19 protein-coding genes are annotated in these 17179 nt (G+C 69.6%); 13 read left to right on the top strand and 6 right to left on the bottom strand.

From position 1 onward, the window contains the following. Genes AC07Y4_RS23475 through AC07Y4_RS23445 form a run of 7 tightly spaced genes read left to right on the top strand, consistent with a single transcriptional unit; the run spans nt 1 to nt 5311 of the window. On the top strand, nt 1-396 hold the full coding sequence (locus tag AC07Y4_RS23475; protein ID WP_070059463.1) for a DarG family dialkylresorcinol biosynthesis protein: 396 nt from the start codon (nt 1-3) through the stop codon (nt 394-396). Then, on the top strand, nt 393-1373 hold the full coding sequence (gene darH / locus AC07Y4_RS23470) for a BtrH-related acyltransferase DarH (RefSeq protein WP_159277464.1): 981 nt from the start codon (nt 393-395) through the stop codon (nt 1371-1373). Before AC07Y4_RS23475 ends, darH begins: the two co-directional genes overlap by 4 nt. After that, a complete protein-coding gene (locus tag AC07Y4_RS23465) occupies nt 1373-2281 on the top strand; it encodes an ABC transporter ATP-binding protein (RefSeq protein ID WP_487849152.1) in 909 nt (302 codons plus the stop codon). The genes darH and AC07Y4_RS23465 overlap by 1 nt, the downstream gene beginning before the upstream one ends. A 9-nt stretch (nt 2282-2290) precedes the next feature. Continuing rightward, a complete protein-coding gene (locus AC07Y4_RS23460; protein ID WP_354346351.1) occupies nt 2291-3448 on the top strand; it encodes an ABC transporter permease in 1158 nt (385 codons plus the stop codon). Next, complete coding sequence (locus tag AC07Y4_RS23455) at nt 3445-3723, top strand: acyl carrier protein (RefSeq protein ID WP_095744800.1); 279 nt, start codon at nt 3445-3447, stop codon at nt 3721-3723. Before AC07Y4_RS23460 ends, AC07Y4_RS23455 begins: the two co-directional genes overlap by 4 nt. Continuing rightward, complete coding sequence (locus AC07Y4_RS23450) at nt 3720-4793, top strand: beta-ketoacyl synthase N-terminal-like domain-containing protein (RefSeq protein WP_487849151.1); 1074 nt, start codon at nt 3720-3722, stop codon at nt 4791-4793. The genes AC07Y4_RS23455 and AC07Y4_RS23450 overlap by 4 nt, the downstream gene beginning before the upstream one ends. Further along, on the top strand, nt 4790-5311 hold the full coding sequence (locus AC07Y4_RS23445; RefSeq protein WP_487849150.1) for a hypothetical protein: 522 nt from the start codon (nt 4790-4792) through the stop codon (nt 5309-5311). The genes AC07Y4_RS23450 and AC07Y4_RS23445 overlap by 4 nt, the downstream gene beginning before the upstream one ends. On the opposite strand, the gene AC07Y4_RS23440 is transcribed toward AC07Y4_RS23445, so the two are convergent. From AC07Y4_RS23440 to AC07Y4_RS23420, 5 genes are all read right to left on the bottom strand, one after another. Beyond that, the gene (locus tag AC07Y4_RS23440; RefSeq protein ID WP_487849149.1) at nt 5290-5910 is read right to left on the bottom strand and encodes an HD domain-containing protein; all 621 of its coding nucleotides are present in this window, start codon (nt 5908-5910) and stop codon (nt 5290-5292) included. The two genes, AC07Y4_RS23445 and AC07Y4_RS23440, sit on opposite strands and share 22 nt — an antisense overlap. A 5-nt stretch (nt 5911-5915) precedes the next feature. Then, complete coding sequence (gene mltB, locus AC07Y4_RS23435; RefSeq protein WP_062482271.1) at nt 5916-7019, bottom strand: lytic murein transglycosylase B; 1104 nt, start codon at nt 7017-7019, stop codon at nt 5916-5918. Nucleotides 7020-7084: 65 nt separating this feature from the next. Further along, nucleotides 7085-9115 (bottom strand): transglutaminase TgpA family protein, encoded by a 2031-nt coding sequence (locus AC07Y4_RS23430; protein WP_487849148.1) that lies wholly within the window; start codon nt 9113-9115, stop codon nt 7085-7087. Between the two features lie 13 nt (nt 9116-9128). After that, a complete protein-coding gene (locus tag AC07Y4_RS23425; protein ID WP_159272340.1) occupies nt 9129-10109 on the bottom strand; it encodes a DUF58 domain-containing protein in 981 nt (326 codons plus the stop codon). Then, nucleotides 10106-11026 carry an AAA family ATPase gene (locus AC07Y4_RS23420; protein WP_062482262.1) on the bottom strand — a complete coding sequence of 307 codons (921 nt, stop codon included), beginning with the start codon at nt 11024-11026 and terminating at the stop codon, nt 10106-10108. The genes AC07Y4_RS23425 and AC07Y4_RS23420 overlap by 4 nt, the downstream gene beginning before the upstream one ends. Nucleotides 11027-11115: 89 nt before the next feature. Between AC07Y4_RS23420 and AC07Y4_RS23415 the strand changes: the two genes are divergently transcribed. From AC07Y4_RS23415 to AC07Y4_RS23390, 6 genes are all read left to right on the top strand, one after another. After that, entirely contained in the window at nt 11116-12069 is a 954-nt protein-coding gene (locus AC07Y4_RS23415; protein ID WP_099796365.1) for a histone deacetylase family protein, read from the top strand. A 39-nt stretch (nt 12070-12108) separates the two neighbouring features. After that, nucleotides 12109-13398, top strand: coding sequence for a mechanosensitive ion channel family protein (locus AC07Y4_RS23410; RefSeq protein ID WP_487849147.1), 1290 nt, complete (start codon nt 12109-12111; stop codon nt 13396-13398). A gap of 137 nt (nt 13399-13535) precedes the next feature. Next, the gene (locus AC07Y4_RS23405) at nt 13536-14285 is read left to right on the top strand and encodes an electron transfer flavoprotein subunit beta/FixA family protein (RefSeq protein ID WP_495275186.1); all 750 of its coding nucleotides are present in this window, start codon (nt 13536-13538) and stop codon (nt 14283-14285) included. Between the two features lie 13 nt (nt 14286-14298). Continuing rightward, nucleotides 14299-15231, top strand: coding sequence for an electron transfer flavoprotein subunit alpha/FixB family protein (locus AC07Y4_RS23400; protein ID WP_487848907.1), 933 nt, complete (start codon nt 14299-14301; stop codon nt 15229-15231). Between the two features lie 12 nt (nt 15232-15243). Then, nucleotides 15244-16215 (top strand): NAD(P)H-dependent flavin oxidoreductase, encoded by a 972-nt coding sequence (locus AC07Y4_RS23395; protein WP_487848570.1) that lies wholly within the window; start codon nt 15244-15246, stop codon nt 16213-16215. Between the two features lie 429 nt (nt 16216-16644). Beyond that, nucleotides 16645-16914 (top strand): hypothetical protein, encoded by a 270-nt coding sequence (locus AC07Y4_RS23390; RefSeq protein ID WP_487848571.1) that lies wholly within the window; start codon nt 16645-16647, stop codon nt 16912-16914. On the opposite strand, the gene AC07Y4_RS23385 is transcribed toward AC07Y4_RS23390, so the two are convergent. Then, nucleotides 16911-17179, bottom strand: a 269-nt coding sequence (locus AC07Y4_RS23385; RefSeq protein ID WP_495275185.1) for a hypothetical protein, incomplete at its 5' end; no start/stop codon positions are given. The genes AC07Y4_RS23390 and AC07Y4_RS23385 overlap by 4 nt on opposite strands.

The raw sequence follows: 17179 nt of genomic DNA, 5'->3' as shown, positions 1-17179 counted from the left end.
ATGGACCTCGATGCCGTGCCACAGGAGGGCAACGCGACCCTCGCAGGCCATTCCAAGCTGATGTACGCCCGCGACGCGCAAGGCCGCGTCGTCACCACCACCTCGAAGGGCTGGGAGGCGGAAGAGATCGTCACCAGCCACGCGGTCGACGTGCTGGTCGAGCAGGCGCAAGAGGCCAAGGCGCGCGTGAAGGCCGGGCTGGCTTCGCCGCTCGAGTACTGGATGTACGAGCGCCGCATGGACGTGGCGCTGCTCTCGCAGACCAGCGGCTTCTGGCAGTGGCGCGTGCGCCGCCACCTGCTGCCGCGCCATTTCGCCGCGCTGTCGCCGGCCCAGCTCGCCCGCTACGGCCAGGCGCTGGGGCTGCCCGTTTCCACCCTGCAAGGCCTGCCGTGAACTTCCAACACCAACAGGCGGCGCACTGCGAAAGCGGCGTCATCTCCAGCCTCATGCGCCACCACGGCGCGCCGATGAGCGAGGCGATGGCGCTGGGGTTGTCGTCGGCGCTGTCGTTCGCCTACCTGCCGTTCATCAAGCTGTCGGGCCTGCCGCTCATCTCGTACCGCATGCCGCCCAAGGCCATCATCAAGGGCCTTTTGGCGCCGATGGCCGCGCGCTTTCGCTTCGAGACCTTCCGCAGCCCGCAGGCCGGGCAGCAGCGGCTGGACGCGCTGCTGGCCGACGGCCAGCTCGTGGGCCTGCAGACCTCGGTTTACTGGTTGCCGTACTTTCCGCCGAACATGCGCTTTCACTTCAACGCGCACAACCTGCTGGTCTACGGCAAGGACGGCGACGACTACCTGATCAGCGACCCGGTGTTCGAGGAGCCCGTGCGTTGCGCCAGCGAAGACCTGTCGCGCGCCCGCTTCGCCAAGGGCGTGCTGGCACCCAAGGGCCTCATGTACTACCCGCAGGCCATCGAGCGCAAGGCGGTCGACGCCGCCTCGGTGACCCGGGCCATCCGCAAGACCGTGCGCAACATGCTCGCACCCGTGCCCATCGTCGGCGTGCGCGGCATGCGCACGCTGGCCAAGCGCATGCAGAAGCTGTCGCCCAGCGATCCGCGCAGCGTCGACTTCATCGGCCACCTGGTGCGCATGCAGGAAGAAATCGGCACGGGCGGGGCGGGCTTTCGCTTCATCTACGCGGGCTTCCTGCAGGAGGCCGCGCAGCTGCTCGACAAGCCGCAGCTCACGCAGATGTCCGAACGCCTGATCGCCATCGGCGACGGCTGGCGCGCGTTCGCGCTCAAGGCGGCGCGCATGGTGAAAGGGCGCGAGCCGGTCGATCCCGTGGCACTCGCCGGCAAGCTGCGTGAGCAGGCGCAGCAGGAAGAAACCTTCTTCCGCGACCTCAAGGCCGCCGTCGCCTGATGCTCGAGCTTCACCAGCTCGGCTATCGCTACCCGCACGCTGACAAGGCCGCGCTGGCCGACGTGTCGCTCGCCGTGCCGCGCGGTTGCGTGCTGGGTTTGCTGGGCCCGAACGGCGCCGGCAAGACCACGCTGATCTCGCACCTGTCGGGCGCGCTTGCGGTGCAGTCGGGCGACATCCGCATCGACGGCCAGCCGCTGCAGCAGGTGCGCGCCAAGGCGCCCACGCGCATCGCCGTGGCGCCGCAGGACCAGGCCTTCTATCCGATGCTCACCGTGGCCGAGAACCTGGCCTGCTTTGCCGCGGCCGGCAAGCTTTCGGGTGCGCGCAAGAAGGCGCGCATCGACACCTGCACGCAGTTCGCGCAGCTCGAACAGTTCGCGGGCGTGCGTGCTGAACGGCTCTCGGGCGGCCTCAAGCGCCGGCTCAACCTCGCGATCGCCTTGCTGCCCGAACCCGAGCTGATGCTGTTCGACGAGCCGACGGTGGGCGTCGATCCGCAGTCGCGCGCCTTCATCCTCGATGCGATCAAGAGCCTGGCGCAGGCCGGCGCGGCGGTGATCTACGCCTCGCACTACATGGAAGAGATCGAGGCCATCGCCGATCGCGTGGCCATCCTCGACCAGGGCCGCGTGCTGCGCGAAGGCCCGCTCGACGCGCTGCTGTCGCAAAGCGCGATGCTGCTGACCCTGGCCGCCGACGGGCTCGACGCACAGATGCTCTCGCGCTTCGGCACGGTGGAGCAGGGCGCGGCGCACTGGCGCATCCACCTGAACGCAGGCACCGGTCCCGGCCCCGTGCTGGCCGCGCTCGAAGCCGAAGGCATCGAGGTGCGCCAGGCCGAGTTCGGCCGGCACGACCTCGAGCAGCTCTTCATGGCGCTCACGCACCGTTCGCTGCGCGACTGACCGAACGCCATGCTCCTAGCGCTCATCAAGAAGGAACTGCTGGCCCTCGTGCGCGACATGCACGGGCTGGCCGTGCTGTTCGTGATGCCGATGGTGTTCATCGTGCTGATGTCGCTCACGCTGAAGGACATCTACCGCCCGCCGCTGGCCGAGCTGAGCTACGCGGTCGATGCGCGCGACAGCGGCACGCCCGCCAAATGGCTGCTGCAGATCTGGCAGCGCAGCCACGGCGCGCCGCAGCCGCTGGGCAGCGACTGGCAGGCGCGGCTGCGCAGCGGCACGCTCAAGTACGTGATCGTGCTGGAGCCCGGGCTGTCGGACGAACTGGAATCGGCCGCGCTCTCCACGCGTGCCCACATCCGCCTGCTCGCCGAACCCGGCATCGACGCCAATCTGTTCAACGCACTGCGCGCCGAACTCATCGGGGCCTCGGGCGAACTCAAGGCGCGGCTCGCGCTGGCGGTGCCCGGCACGGCCAGCCCCGCGCCCGATGCGTCCATCCAGGCGATGGTGCAGGCCGAGCGCTTTGCCACCGCCGGCCCGCGGCCCACGTCGGTGCAGCAGAACGTGCCGGCCTGGCTGGTGTTCGGCATGTTCTTCGTGGTGGCCTCGCTGTCCAGCCTGTTCGTGCAGGAGCGCGGCTCGGGCGCGCTCGGCCGGCTGCAGAGCCTGGGCGTGTCGCGTTCGATGCTGCTCGCTTCCAAGGCCTTGCCGTATCTCGGCGTGAACGCGCTGCAGGCGCTGCTGATGCTGGCGGCGGGCATCTGGTTCATGCCGCTGATCGGCGGCGACGCGCTCTCGCTCGCGGGCATCCACTGGGGCGGCCTGCTGCTGTCGCTGGCGGCCGTGAGCCTGGCGGCGGTGAGCCTGTCGCTGGCGGTGGCTTGCCTCGTCAAGAGCCATGCGCAGGCCGCCACGCTCGGGCCGATGGTGAATGTGCTGATGGCGGCGGCGGGCGGCATCATGGTGCCCAAGTTCGTCATGCCGGGCTTCATGCAGCGCATGGTCGAAATCTCTCCCATGAACTGGGGGCTCGAAGCGCTGCTCACCGTGCTGCTGCGCGGCGGCGGCGTGGCCGAGGTGCTGCCGCAGGTCGGCCGGCTGGTGGCGTTCGCGGCCCTCATGTTCTTCGTGGCTGTCTTTCTGTTTCGCAGGCGCGCACCGTGACGAGCACCGTTTCTTCTCCTGAATTCATCGCCCGCCTCAAGGCCCTCGTGCTCGAGGCTGTCGAAAAAGACGCGCCGCCCGGCGGCCTCGGCGACGACGAGCCGCTGTTCGGCCCCGAGGCGCGCCTGGACCTCGATTCGCTCGATGCGCTGCAGGTGTCGATGGCGATCCAGCAGCACTTCGGCCTGCGCATGCCCGACAGCAAGGACACGCGCCGCGCCATGACGTCGATCGCGCACCTGGCGGAACACCTGGTGCAAGCGGGCAAGGGATGAGTCCGGTGTACCTGGCCGGCATGGGCCTGGCCTGCGTGCTCGGCGACGATCTGCCGTCGGCACTCGCGGCATTGCGGCGCGGCGGCGTGCCGCCCACGCCGGTGACGGTGGCCGAGGGCCTGCAGTGGCCGGTCTACACGCTGGCGGTGCCGCCCGGTGACTGGGCGCAGCGCGTGCAGCACACGGTGCGCCGCGTGGTCGCGCAGACCGGCGACGGGCTGGACCGGCAGGGGCCGCTGTTCGTGGCCTCGTCGTCGCTCGACATCGGGGCCATGGAGCACGCGCAGCACGACGCGCGGCTGAGCGGCGACCTGCAGGACTTTGCCGACATCGCCGCCGCCGCGCTCGACTGGCAAGGCCCGGTCTTCACCGTCTCGACCGCCTGCACCTCGGCGCTCAACGCGATGCTGGCAGCGGCCGACATGGTGCGCGCGGGCGAGGCGCGCGAGGCGCTGGTGATCGGCGCCGAACTCGACAACCGCTTCACCGTGGCCGGCTTCGGCGCGATGCAGCTGCTGGCGCCCGACAGCGCACGGCCCTTCGGCGCGGGGCGCCAGGGGCTGGTGCTCGGCGAGGCGGTGGCGGCGCTGCGGCTCGGATCGCAACCCGCGCGCTGGGCGCTGCTGGGCGGCGCCAACGTGGTCGACGGCCGCAACCCCTCGGGCACCGAGGCGAGCGCCGTGCGTGCGATGTGCCGCGACACGCTGGCGCGCAGCGGCCTGCAGCCCGCGGACATCGACCTCATCAAGGTGCAGGCGGCCGGCAGCCCGGTCAACGACGCGATCGAGGTCGAGGCGCTGCGGGAGGTGTTCGCGCCGCTGCCGCCGCTGGTGTCGCTCAAGTCGGCGATCGGCCACACGCTGGGCGCGGCCGGGGCGGCGGAGCTGGCCCTGCTGGTCGGCTGCATCGAAGGCGCCGTCTGGCCGTCGGTCGGCTACGCGCTGGACGAGACGCTGGGCATCGCGCTGAGCGACGGGCCGCCGGCGCGGCTGCGCCACATCCTGCTCAACGTGGTGGGCTTCGGCGGCGGGCATGCGTCGCTGGTGCTCAAGGATTGCAACGCCGAATGAGCCACGCTGCAGCCCCCTGGCGCACCGTCGCTCATGTCGTGGCGCATCCGCCGCCCGACGACTGGCGCGACGCGCTGGCGACCCGCCTGGGCCGCCGGCCGCGCCGTGTCGGCCTGTGGACCGAGCTGGCGATGTACGGCGCGCTGCGTTGCCTCGACGCGGCTGGCGAAGCCGCGCTGCCGGCGGGCGCGCGCCTGCGCGTGACCAGCCGGCGCGGCGCATGGGAGGCCACGCGCGCGGGGCTGGCGCAGCTCGACGCGGGCTTGCCGATGCCCTTCACCTTCATGCAAGGCCAGCCCGCGCTGATGCTGGCCGAGGTTGGCCGCTGCCTCGACTGGCAGGGCGATGCGAGCTTCATGCTGTGCCGCGATCTCGCGCGGCCGCTGGCGCTGTCGCAGCTGGGTGCGGGGCGCGACGGGCTGCTGTTCGGGGTGGTGGAGGAGACGTTCGGCGACGTGCCGCCGCGCTCCGAATGGTGGCGGCTGGTGCCGACCGATCAGGCGGCGATCGAACGCTGAAGATTCTCGCGCGCCCGCGCTTCGAGCAGCGCGTGCATGCGTGGCGTGGCGTAGATCGCCGGGCGAGCTAGAAAGCGCTGGAGGATCGCGCGCCGGCGCGGCAGGCGAATCTCCTCGGGAACGAAACCGTATTCCGCATGCACCTGGCGCTCGTACTCGTCGAAGCGCGCGCGCTCGGCGCCGAGGATCGACAGGTCGATGTCGATCAGCAGCTCGGCGTCGCGGCCCTCGGGCACGGCGTCGTGGCGGGTGGCCATGACGAGCGCGTGGACGCGTTCGGCCGACGCATCGCTCGCGCCGGCCGCCTGCAGCGCCTGCCGCGCCCAGTCGGCGCTGCGCGCTTCGTTGTCATGCGCATGCACGTCGTAGATCGCATCGTGGAACCACAGCGCCAGCGCGACTTCGCCGGGGCGTTCGGCGAGCGCCTGTTCCCGGTCGAACCACGCGAGGCATTCGCCCAGGTGCTGCATCGTGTGGTAGTGGCGCTGCGGCTCGCCGTAGCGGCGTTGCAGTTCGAGCCGCAATGCGTCGTCGGGCGCGGCCACGCCCAGCGCGTGCCAGGCGGCGGTCCAGTTCGCGTGCAGCGCCTGCGGTGTCATCGCGGTTACTGCTCCATCGCGGCCTTGACCTCCTGGCCGAGGTCGAGCACCGACATCGCGTAGTAGCTGCTCCAGTTGTAGCGCGTGATCACGTAGAAGTTGCGCGTGCCCGCGACATAGGTCGGCGGCGCGTCGAGGCCGTTCTGCAGCTCGATGAGCGCCAGCAGGCCCTTGTGCTTCAGGCCTTCGCCCTCGGGCACGGCGCCCGCGGCCACGAAACTGTCGGCGCTGAAGGTCGGCAGGATGTCGGGCGCCAGCAGCAGCGCCTTCTTCAGGCGCGCTTCCTCGAAATGCACCGGATAGATCGACGGCATGCCCGGCGTCCAGCCGAAGCCCTTGAAGTAGCTCGCCACCGAGCCGATCACGTCGACCGGGTTGTTCACGAGGTCGATGCGGCCATCGCCGTCGAAGTCGACCGCGTACTTGGCGATGCTGCTGGGCATGAACTGCGGCATGCCCATGGCGCCGGCGTAGCTGCCTACGGGCGTGAGCGGGTCGTCGGCGGTGCGGCTTTCGGTGCTCAGGAAGCTTTCGAGCTCGCCGCGGAAGAAGGCGATGCGCTCGGCCGCGCGCGGGTGGCCCTGCGGGAAGTCGAAGGACAGCGTGGCCAGCGCATCGATCACGCGGAAGTTGCCCATGTTGCGGCCGTAGATGGTCTCGACGCCGACGATGCCGACGATGATTTCCGGCGGCACGCCGTAGGTGGCCTCGGCGCGCGCGAGCGTCTCGGCATTGGCGCGCCAGAAGCGCACGCCGGCCGCGATGCGTACCGGGTCGATGAAGCGGCTGCGGTAGGTCTGCCAGTTCTTCACGGTGCCGACGGGGCCCGGCAGCATCAGGCGCGGCACGTTGGGCAGGAAGCGCGCGGCACCGATGGTGGCGCGCACCCAGTCGCGGTCGAGGTTGCGGCGCTGGGCGACATCGTCGGCGAACGCCATGGCGTCGTCCCGCGTGGCGTACGGGGTGCTGCCGCGCACCGGCGTGACGGCGGGGCGGCCATTGGCCTGGGGCTTCTGGGCCAGGGCGCCCGTGGGCCAGGCGACGCAGGCGGCGAGGAGGGCGGTGGCGGCCACTGCGGCGCGCAAGGGCGTGGGAAAGGCGTGTGACATGGGCACGATTGTGCCGCCCGTGCGCATGCGCACTTTCGGGGGACACATGTGGTTGCAGCCGCGCGTCAGGCGCGCGGCGGCGTGGGCGGCCAGGGCAGCCGGCGGAACTCGGCGCGCAGCGCGGCGAGCGAGGCCGATGGGCCGGACGCGGCGGGCGCGTAGCGCTGGGCTTCGAGCTTCAGCAGCCAGTCGCGCACGGCCTGCGCGGCGGGCCCGAAGCGGGCGTCGGCGGCCTGGGCCATCTGGCGCGGCGGCGCTGTCTCGGGCAGCGGCAGGCCGGCCTTGGCCAGGCGCGCGCGGGCCCGGCCCAGCAGGCGCAGCCACGGGTCGTGCCGGCTGCGCTCCCACAGCGTCCAGCCGGCGCCGGCCAGGCTCGCGGCCACCAGCAGGTACAGCAGCACGTAGCCCAGGTCTTCCAGGCTCGGGGCGTTGAAGCCGAGGGTCTTGAGCAGGTCGAGCTGGCGGCTCTGCGTGTAGTTGAGCACCCACTGGTTCCAGCCGTTGTTCACGGCCTCCCAGGCGGCGCGCAGGTTCTGCACCAGCGTCGGGCTCATGACGCCGATGGCGCCGGCCAGCAGGCCGGGCTGCGGCGTGAGGCGCTGGAACTGCCCGATGCGCCCCGGCGCGACCGAGCCGGTCGGGTCGACGCGCACCCAGCCCGCGCCCTCTTGCCACACCTCGGCCCAGGCGTGGGCGTCGCTCTGGCGCACCACCCAGTAGTTGTCGACGTTGTTGAGCTCGCCGCCCTGGTAGCCGGTGACGATGCGCGCCGGGATCTGCAGATTGCGCATCAGCACCACGAAGGCTGAGGCGATGTGCTCGCAGAAGCCTTCCTTGCGGTCGAACCAGAACTCGTCGGCGGTCTCGTTGCCGTACACGCCGGGCTCCAGCGTGTAGGTGTAGCCGCCGGTGCGCAGACGTTGCAGCGCGGCCTGCACGAAGGCCTGTGCATCGGCGCCGGCCAGCGTGGGGTCGGCGCGCATCTGGGCGGCGAGTGCGGCGGTGCGTGGGTTGCTGCCGGGCGGCAGCACCAGGTAGGGCTGGAGCCGGCCACCGGTGCGCACGATCGGGCCGCTCTGGAACTGCGGGTGGCTCTCGGCGCGGTAGCGCACGAGGTCCATGATCGGCCGGTTCACGAACCACTGCAGGTCGGGTGTGCCGGTGACCTCGTAGCCGGGCACCTCGGGCGCGCGCGGCGCGGCGTCGAGCGTGAGCAGCCACGGGCGCTGGCTGGCCTCGAGCGTGACCTCGTAGCGCACCGGCTCGCCGCGCGTGCGCAGGTTCGACACCGACTGCCCGCTGCGCGCCCAGGTCGGCAGCGCCGTCCATTCGCGGCCGTCGAACTGCGCCAGCACGGGGCCGCGGAAGTACAGCTGGCTCTGCGGCGGCGCGCGGTTGTCGTCGAACTTGATGCGCGCGGCGATGCTGTCGTCGAGCGCCAGTTCGGCGATGGTGCCGACCCGCATTGTGTTCGACAGGCCGCTGCGCCCGGCCATGGCGTCGCTGGGCGTGCCCCACAGTGGCGCGAAGCGCGGGAACAGCAGGAACAGTGCGAGCATCACCGGCGTGCCCGCCAGCGCCATCCAGCCGGCCATGCGCGCGGCCTGCATCAGCGGCGGCCGGCCCACCGGCATGTGGGCGTTGACCAGCGCCGTCAGCAGGCCCAGCAGCGCCAGCAGCATGATGAAGGCGGTGAGCAGCGACTGCGAATAGAAGAAGTTCGTGAGCATCGCGAAGAAGCCCAGGAAGAAGACCACGAAGGCGTCGCGCCGGGCGCGCAGCTCCAGCGTCTTGAGCGCCAGCAGGCACACGACCAGCGTGACGCCCGCGTCGCGGCCCAGCAGCGTGCGGTGGGTGGCGTAGGTGCCGGCCAGCGCCAGCGCCAGCAGCGCGATGCGCCACCACTTGCTGGGCAGCGGGCGCGCCTGCACCGCCAGCGAGGCGCGCCACAGCAGCACCATGGCGGTGATGGCCGAGCACCACCAGGGCAGCTCGTTCACCTGCGGCAGCAGGATGAGGCCGATGACGCAGAGCAGGAACAGCGTGTCCCGTGCGTCCCTCGGCAGTGCGGTGAGTTCGCGTACGACCCGGTTCATGCGGCAGTCCCGTTCATGCGCACAGCGCCAGCGCCTCGAGGCAGGCGCGCCGGTGCGCCTCGCCCTGCGACGGCTTCACCGTGCGGCCGGCGACGCGCACGCCGTAGTCCACGCCGAGCCGGTCGGCCATCAGCACCCAGGCGCACAGGCGCGACAGGCGGGCCTCGGTGTCGGGCAGCGCGGCGGCGTGCGCGTCGAGCCAGAGTTCTTCGCGCTGCGTGTGCTGCGTGTCGCGGCTCACCAGGTCTTCGGAGCCGTTGGCCTGCGCGCGGGCGGCCTTCTTCCAGACCACGAGCTTGAGCGGATCGCCGCGGCGGTAGGCCCGCACGCCGTCGTACTCGCCGGCGTTCTGCGCCCGCACCGCGGCCGACGCGGCGGCGGGCCCCGAGAGCGGCTCGCCCGCCGGCAGCGGCGGCGGGTGGGCTTCGGGCGTCGGGTACACGAGCAGCTGCGCGGCCGGGCGCCAGACCGTCCAGACGCGGAAGGTGCCGAGCGGAAAGCGCGTCTCGGCGGTCAGCGGCGGCACCGGGTGCAGGCCGCGCCGCTCGGGCTGGAAGGCGATCTCCACCGTGGCCGTGCCTTCGGCGGGCACGTCGGTCCAGGCCCACTGGCCGCTGCCGCGTACCGCCATGCCGATGCCGTAGCGCACGCTGCGCCGTTCGTTGTGCAGCACCACGCGCAGCACCGCCGCGGCGCCCGCGAACTGCGCCTCGGGGGGCACCATGCGCAGCGCCAGCCCGCGCAGCGTGGCGTGGCACACATGCATGCCCACCGCGACGCTGCCGGCCAGCAGGAAGGTCAGCAGGTAGCCCAGGTTGAGCTGGTAGTTGATCGACGCCACCAGCAGCACCAGCAGCGTGGCCGCCAGCGTCCAGCCGGCGCGCGTGGGCACGATGTAGACGTTGCGCTGGGTGAGTTCGAGCGTGTCCGACGGGGCCCGGCGCGAGAGGAACCAGCCGTCGATGCGCGAGCGCAGGACGCCGACAGGGCTCACGGCAGCGGCACCTCGGCGATCATGGCGCGCACCTGTTCGACGGCGCCGCGGCCGGCATCGCCCACGGGCGTGAGGCGGTGCGCGATGGTCTGCGGCAGCACGGCCTGCACGTCGTCGGGCGCCACGTAGTTCCGGTTGGCCAGCAGCGCCTGCGCCTTGGCGGCGCGCAGCACGGCGATGCCCGCGCGCGGCGACAGGCCCTGCAGGAACCAGCGGCCCGAGCGGGTCGCGGCGATCAGGTCCTGCAGGTAGTTGAGCAGCGGCTCGGCCGCATGCACCTGCTGCACGCGCTGCTGCAGGGCGGTGAGTTCGCCGGCGGTCAGCATCGCGGGCAGGCCGGCGAGCATCTCGCGGCGGTCGGCGCCGGCCAGCAGCTGGCGCTCGGCCGCGCGGTCGGGGTAGCCCAGCGAGATGCGCATCAGGAAGCGGTCGAGCTGCGACTCGGGCAGCGCGAAGGTGCCGAGCTGGTCCTGCGGGTTCTGCGTGGCGATCACGAAGAAGGGCGAGGGCAGGGGGCGGGTCTCGCCCTCGACCGTGACCTGCTTTTCTTCCATCGCCTCGAGCAGCGCGCTCTGGGTCTTGGGGCTGGCGCGGTTGATCTCGTCGGCCAGCAACACCTGCGCGAAGATCGGCCCGGGGTGGAACACGAAGGCCTGCTGGCCCCGGTCGTAGATCGCCACGCCCGACAGGTCGCCCGGCATCAGGTCGGCCGTGAACTGCACACGCGAGAACTGCAGGCCGAAAGTGTGCGAGAGCGCATGGGCCAGGGTGGTCTTGCCGACCCCCGGCACGTCCTCGATCAGCAGGTGCCCGCCCGCCAGCAGACAGGCCACGCAGTCGCGCACCTGGGCCTCTTTGCCAACAATCACCGTGTTAAGCTGACTCAGCAAAGTGGCTAGCTTCGCAGCAACGTCCATATTTGTATCCATATGCAAACGATACCGTAAGACCTTGCGGCCCCATGCTGCGTGAGGTCTAGACGCGACGACACGAGACACGGCGAGAGATGGGCAAGACAGGCTACTTCACGCATCGCGACTTCTGGAAGCACGACATGGGCAACGGGCATCCCGAATGCCCCGAGCGGCTGGATGCCATCGAAGACCGGCTGCTTTTGACCGGCGTCGGCGACGCGCTGGCGCGGGGCGAGGTGCCCCTGGCCACGCTGGAACAGATCACCCGGGCCCACAGCCACGCGCATGTCGAACACCTCGAGGAACTGCAGCAGCGCCTCGTGGCCGACGCGCCCGCCGGCGGCCCCGACCATGCGCAGGTCGACCCCGACACCGTGCTGACCCGCTTCACCCTGCTGGCCGCGCGCCGCGCCGCGGGTGCCGCCGTGGCGGCCACCGATGCCGTGATGGCCGGCGAGATCGAGAACGCCTTCTGCCCCGTGCGCCCGCCGGGCCACCATGCCTGCCGCGAGCAGGCCATGGGCTTCTGCTTCTTCAACAACGTGGCCATTGCCGCGCGGCACGCGCTCGAGGTGCACGGGCTGGACCGCGTGGCCATCGTCGATTTCGACGTGCACCACGGCAACGGCACCGAGAACATTTTGTCGAACGATCCGCGTGTGCTGATGGTCGGGTTCTTCCAGCATCCGTTCTATCCGTACAGCGGCACCGAGCACCCGGCGTCGAACATGCTGAACCTGCCGATCCCGGCCTACACCAAGGGCATGGACGTGCGCGAGCTGGTCGAGGCGATCTGGATGCCGCGGCTCGACGCCTTCAAGCCGCAGATGGTGTTCATCAGCGCCGGCTTCGACGCCCACCGCGAGGACGAGCTGGGCCAGCTCGGCCTCAACGAAAACGACTTCGCCTGGATCACCGGCCGGGTGCGCGATGTCGCCAAGCGCCATGCGCGCGGGCGCATCGTCTCGCTGCTCGAGGGCGGCTACCACCTGGACGCCCTGGCGCGCAGCGTGGAAGCGCACATCCGCGTGCTGGCGGACCTGTAACCCGGTTGGCGCCCACGGGGCGCCCTGTTTCTTTCACCGATGAATTTCAATTTCGACGACTTCCTCCAGCGCCTGCGACAGGTCGACGCGCACGGCCTGGGCATCGAACTGGCCGTGCTCGTGGCCTGCGTGGGCGTGGCATGGGCGGTGTGCAAATGGTTCGGGCGCGACCAGCCCAAGGATTCGATCTGGTTCGGCGAGCGCACCTTCGACGGCCTGCTGTTCCCGCTGCTCGCGCTGGTGCTCACCGGCATCGCGCGCCGCGTGGCGCTCGATGTGCTGCCCGTGGTGCTGGTGCTGCGCATCGCCGTGCCGGTGTTCCTGTCGCTGGCGGTCATCCGGCTGTTCGCGCGGGTGCTGCGGGCCGTGTTCCCCACCTCGAGCCTGGTGCGGCTGATCGAGCGCACCATCTCGTGGCTGGCCTGGATCGCCGCCGTGCTGTGGATCGTCGGGCTGCTGCCGCCGGTGCTGGCTGAACTCGACGACATCACGCTGGCCTTCGGCAAGACCCGCGTGAGCCTGCAGACCATCATCCAGGGCGCGCTGTCGGCGGGGCTGGTGCTGATGATCGCGCTGTGGATCTCCAGCACCATCGAGAAGCGCATCCTGCGCGAGGCCGTGAGCGACCTGTCGATGCGCAAGGTGGCGTCGAACGCGGTGCGTGCCTTCCTGCTGCTGATCGGCCTGCTGTTCGCGCTGTCGGCGGTGGGGGTCGACCTCACGGCGCTGTCGGTGCTGGGCGGCGCGCTCGGCGTGGGCCTGGGTTTCGGCCTGCAGAAGCTGGCGGCCAACTACGTGAGCGGTTTCGTGATCCTGCTGGAGCGCTCGATCCGCATCGGCGATAACGTGAAGGTCGACACCTTCGAGGGCCGCATCACCGACATCAAGACGCGCTACACGCTCATCCGCGCGGGCAACGGGCGCGAGGCGATCGTGCCGAACGAGTCGCTCATCACCGGGCGGGTCGAGAACCTCTCGCTGGCCGACCGCAAGTTCAACATCACGACCAACATCGTGGTCGGCTACGAGAGCGACGTGGCGCAGGTGCAGGGCATCCTGTGCGACGCCGCCAAGGCCCAGCCGCGCGTCATGACCGACCCCGCGCCCATCGCCTACCTCGTCACCTTCGCGCCCGACGGCCTGGAGTTCAGCCTGAACTTCTGGGTCGCCGACCCTGACAAGGGCAAGGACAACGTGCGCTCGGCCATCAACATCGCCATCCTCGAAGGGCTGCGCGCCGCCCGCATTGACATTCCCTATCCGCAGCGGGTGCTGCGAGTGGAATCTTTGCCGGCGGGAGTGGCCGCAGCGCCTCCCGCTGTTTTATAATCACGGAAAAGCACGATCGTTCTTTTTTATGGCCCTCGAGGCCGACAAGAAGAATGGAGAGGCAGCCAAGGCCGGCGTCCTAAAATGGCAGGCTGCTCTCGAAGCCCCCCTTTTTGCAATCCAATGGAGTCAAGTCAATGAAGGTTCTTGTGCCTGTCAAACGGGTCGTCGATTACAACGTGAAGGTGCGCGTCAAGAGCGACGGCACCGGGGTGGACATTGCCAACGTCAAGATGAGCATGAACCCCTTCGACGAGATCGCTGTCGAAGAAGCGGTTCGGCTGAAGGAAAAGGGCATCGTGACCGAAGTCATCGCCGTCTCGTGCGGCGATGCCAAGTGCCAGGAAACCCTGCGCACCGCGATGGCCATCGGTGCCGATCGCGGCATCCTGGTCGAGACCTCTGAAGAGCTGCAACCTCTCGCGGTTGCCAAGCTGCTCAAGGCACTGGTCGACAAGGAACAGCCCCAGCTGATCATCCTCGGCAAGCAAGCCATCGACGACGACGCCAACCAGACCGGCCAGATGCTGGCTGCCTTGGCTGACCTGCCCCAAGCCACCTTCGCCTCGAAGGTCGAGCTCGCAGCCGACAAGGTCACCGTCGCACGCGAAGTCGACGGCGGCATGGAAACCCTGACGCTCACGCTGCCCGCGGTCATCACGACCGACCTGCGCCTGAACGAGCCGCGCTACGTGACGCTGCCCAACATCATGAAGGCCAAGAAGAAGCAGCTGGACACCTTCAAGCCCGAAGACCTGGGCGTGGACGTGAAGCCCCGCCTGAAGACCCTCAAGGTCAGCGAGCCCCCGAAGCGTGGCGCCGGCATCAAGGTGCCTGACGTTGCCACCCTGGTGGACAAGCTCAAGAACGAAGCCAAAGTGATCTGAGGAAGAAACGAACATGACCGCACTCGTCATTGCCGAACACGACCACGCCAGCATCAAGCCGGCCACCCTCAACACCGTGACCGCAGCCCTGGCTTGCGGTGGCGACGTCCACATCCTCGTGGCCGGTGCCAACGCCGCTGAAGCCGCCAAGGCCGCCGCGCAGATCGCCGGCGTGTCCAAGGTGATCGCTGCCGACAGCGCATCGCTGGCCGAGAACCTCGCCGAGAACGTCGCAGCCCAGGTGCTGGCGATCGCCGGCAACTACAGCCACATCCTGTTCCCCTCGACCGCCAACGGCAAGAACGTCGCACCGCGCGTGGCCGCCAAGCTGGACGTGGCGCAGATCTCTGACATCACCAAGGTCGACAGCCCGGATACGTTCGAGCGCCCGATCTACGCCGGCAATGCCATCGCCACCGTGCAGAGCACCGACGCCACCAAGGTGATCACCGTGCGCACGACCGGCTTCGATGCAGCCGCTGCCACCGGTGGCAGCGCCACCGTTGAAACGGCTGAAGGCGTCGCCGACAGCGGCAAGAGCGCCTTCGTGAGCCGTGAAGTCACCAAGAGCGACCGCCCCGAACTGACCGCCGCCAAGATCATCGTCTCGGGTGGCCGGGCTCTCGGCAGCGCCGAGAAGTTCAACGAAGTGATGACGCCGCTGGCCGACAAGCTCAACGCAGGCCTGGGCGCCAGCCGCGCAGCCGTCGATGCGGGCTACGCCCCCAACGACTGGCAAGTGGGCCAGACGGGCAAGATCGTCGCGCCGCAGCTGTACATCGCCGCGGGCATCTCGGGCGCCATCCAGCATCTGGCCGGCATGAAGGACTCGAAGGTCATCGTCGCGATCAACAAGGACGAAGAAGCTCCGATCTTCTCGGTGGCCGACTACGGCCTCGTGGCCGATCTGTTCACGGCCGTGCCGGAACTCGTGACGACGCTGTAAGCGGCTGCGACGATGAAGACCCGCATCACCGAACTGCTCGGCATCCGCTACCCCATCATCCAGGGCGGCATGCAATGGGTGGGCCGCGCCGAGCTGGCCGCGGCCGTGTCGAACGCCGGCGGCCTGGGCATTCTCACGGCGCTCACGCAGCCCACGCCCGACGACCTGCGCCACGAGATCGCGCGCACGCGCACGATGACCGACAAGCCCTTCGGCGTGAACCTCACCATCCTGCCGGCGGTGAAGCCGCCGCCGTACGCCGAGTACGTGCAGGCCATCATCGACAGCGGCGTGAAGATCGTGGAGACCGCGGGCAACAGCCCGAAGGACTTCATCGAGGCCCTGAAGCGCCACGACGTGAAGATCGTCCACAAGTGCACCTCGGTGCGCCACGCGCTCTCGGCCGAGCGCAACGGCGTCGACGCGGTGTCGGTGGACGGCTTCGAATGCGCGGGCCACCCGGGCGAGGACGACGTGCCCGGCCTCGTGCTGCTGCCGGTGGCGGCGCGCAAGCTGCGCATTCCGATCATCGCGTCGGGCGGCATCGCCGACGGCCGCGGCATGGCCGCCGCGCTGGCGCTGGGCGCAGAAGGCATCAACATGGGCACGCGCTTCTGCGTGACCCAGGAAGCGCCGATCCACGACAACATCAAGCAGGCGCTGGTGGCCGCGACCGAGCGCGACACCAAGCTGATGTTCCGCACGCTGCACAACACCGCGCGCGTGTTCCGCAATGCGATCTCCGAAGAGGTGGTGGCCACCGAACGCCGTCCCGGCGGCTGCGAGTTCGAGGACATCCGCCCGCTGGTGGCCGGCGCACGCGGCCGCGCGGCGCTGGAGTCGGGCGAGGTGCACAACGGCGTGGTCTCGGCCGGCCAGTGCATCGGGCTGATCGACGACATCCCGACCTGCGCGGAATTGCTCGAACGCATGGTGCGCGAGTGCCGGGAGCATCTGGACCGGGCGCGGTCCTGGATGGACTGAGTCTTTCCACTCGCCTTCGGGGGGCGTTCACGCCGACGGAGTACCTTGCTCCGCGAATGTCCCCCGGCCTTCGGGCTCCCCCCTTTATTTCGCTGCCCAAGGCACCCCGCCAGCGTGAGCGTCAAGCGCCGCTGCGGAAGCTGCATTTGTTGGCGCTCGCCGAGACTTCGTGCCGCATGAACCGGCCACTTCGCCGGGTTCTTCTCTAGAGTGAATGCCCCTGTCACTCGACACCCCACCAAGGGAAGAAGAAAGGCGCCACACCCCCACCACCACCGAGATGTTTGAAGGCTGCTTGCCTCGCGGCAGGTCGTCGGTGCGAAAGCAGCGATGCAGATGCGAGGTATCAAAAGGCGACGGCCAGGGCGTTATCAGCACCCCAGCCGTCTAACCAAGTCCGTGCAACACCCTCTAAAGGACCGCACAAAAATGGCTACCAAGACTATAGCCCGGCCTCGCACGCCGGTAGCTTCCGAAGACAACGCCAAAGACCCGGCGGATCTTCTCGAAAACACACTCTCGCAACTCGAAGCTCTTCTGTGGGTCTGCCATGGGGAAGAGATCGACTGGTGCAGCGGTGACGGACCTCGACAACTGGACAACGTGCTCTGGCTTGCGGCTGATCTCGCTCGCAAGGCGGGAGAGCTGTTTCAGCTGAGCGAGAAGGCGCGACGCGCAGCGCTTGAGACCGGCGGTTAGCGGCTGGTCTGCGGGCTGCCGGGTTCGCGGCGCGCCTGGAGAGCGGGTTCTTTTTGACTGCGACGGCTGAAGCCCTTGTGATGGAGGGAATTCGGTTCGATTGAGGTGCTTGTGGTGCAGGCCTCGGTGGCAGCCATGCGCTCCATGCTGATCGTCGGCAGACGATGCGAGCATCCGCTTTGCAGCCTAGGACTAAACCGCTCGCGCGGTAGCCCGCCGCCAAGACCGCGCCGCGGGTAGAGATCGTGCCCTTGTCTATGTTGGT

It is taken from the genome of Variovorax sp. GW460-12-1-14-LB1 (assembly GCF_059423605.1).
Note: the sequence above shows the minus strand (reverse complement) of the source record. Positions and strands in the feature narration are given on the sequence as shown.

Excerpts from the sequence above, each read along its gene's own strand:
- AC07Y4_RS23405 (WP_495275186.1), top strand. The coding sequence starts at position 13,536 with ATGAAGGTTCTTGTGCCTGTCAAACGGGTCGTCGATTACAACGTGAAG.
- AC07Y4_RS23475 (WP_070059463.1), top strand. The coding sequence starts at position 1 with ATGGACCTCGATGCCGTGCCACAGGAGGGCAACGCGACCCTCGCAGGC.
- AC07Y4_RS23450 (WP_487849151.1), top strand. The coding sequence starts at position 3,720 with ATGAGTCCGGTGTACCTGGCCGGCATGGGCCTGGCCTGCGTGCTCGGC.
- AC07Y4_RS23460 (WP_354346351.1), top strand. The coding sequence starts at position 2,291 with ATGCTCCTAGCGCTCATCAAGAAGGAACTGCTGGCCCTCGTGCGCGAC.
- mltB (WP_062482271.1), bottom strand. The coding sequence starts at position 7,019 with ATGTCACACGCCTTTCCCACGCCCTTGCGCGCCGCAGTGGCCGCCACC.
- AC07Y4_RS23445 (WP_487849150.1), top strand. The coding sequence starts at position 4,790 with ATGAGCCACGCTGCAGCCCCCTGGCGCACCGTCGCTCATGTCGTGGCG.
- AC07Y4_RS23420 (WP_062482262.1), bottom strand. The coding sequence starts at position 11,026 with ATGGACGTTGCTGCGAAGCTAGCCACTTTGCTGAGTCAGCTTAACACG.
- AC07Y4_RS23390 (WP_487848571.1), top strand. The coding sequence starts at position 16,645 with ATGGCTACCAAGACTATAGCCCGGCCTCGCACGCCGGTAGCTTCCGAA.
- AC07Y4_RS23465 (WP_487849152.1), top strand. The coding sequence starts at position 1,373 with ATGCTCGAGCTTCACCAGCTCGGCTATCGCTACCCGCACGCTGACAAG.
- AC07Y4_RS23440 (WP_487849149.1), bottom strand. The coding sequence starts at position 5,910 with ATGACACCGCAGGCGCTGCACGCGAACTGGACCGCCGCCTGGCACGCG.
- AC07Y4_RS23415 (WP_099796365.1), top strand. The coding sequence starts at position 11,116 with ATGGGCAAGACAGGCTACTTCACGCATCGCGACTTCTGGAAGCACGAC.
- AC07Y4_RS23430 (WP_487849148.1), bottom strand. The coding sequence starts at position 9,115 with ATGAACCGGGTCGTACGCGAACTCACCGCACTGCCGAGGGACGCACGG.
- AC07Y4_RS23395 (WP_487848570.1), top strand. The coding sequence starts at position 15,244 with ATGAAGACCCGCATCACCGAACTGCTCGGCATCCGCTACCCCATCATC.
- AC07Y4_RS23410 (WP_487849147.1), top strand. The coding sequence starts at position 12,109 with ATGAATTTCAATTTCGACGACTTCCTCCAGCGCCTGCGACAGGTCGAC.
- AC07Y4_RS23400 (WP_487848907.1), top strand. The coding sequence starts at position 14,299 with ATGACCGCACTCGTCATTGCCGAACACGACCACGCCAGCATCAAGCCG.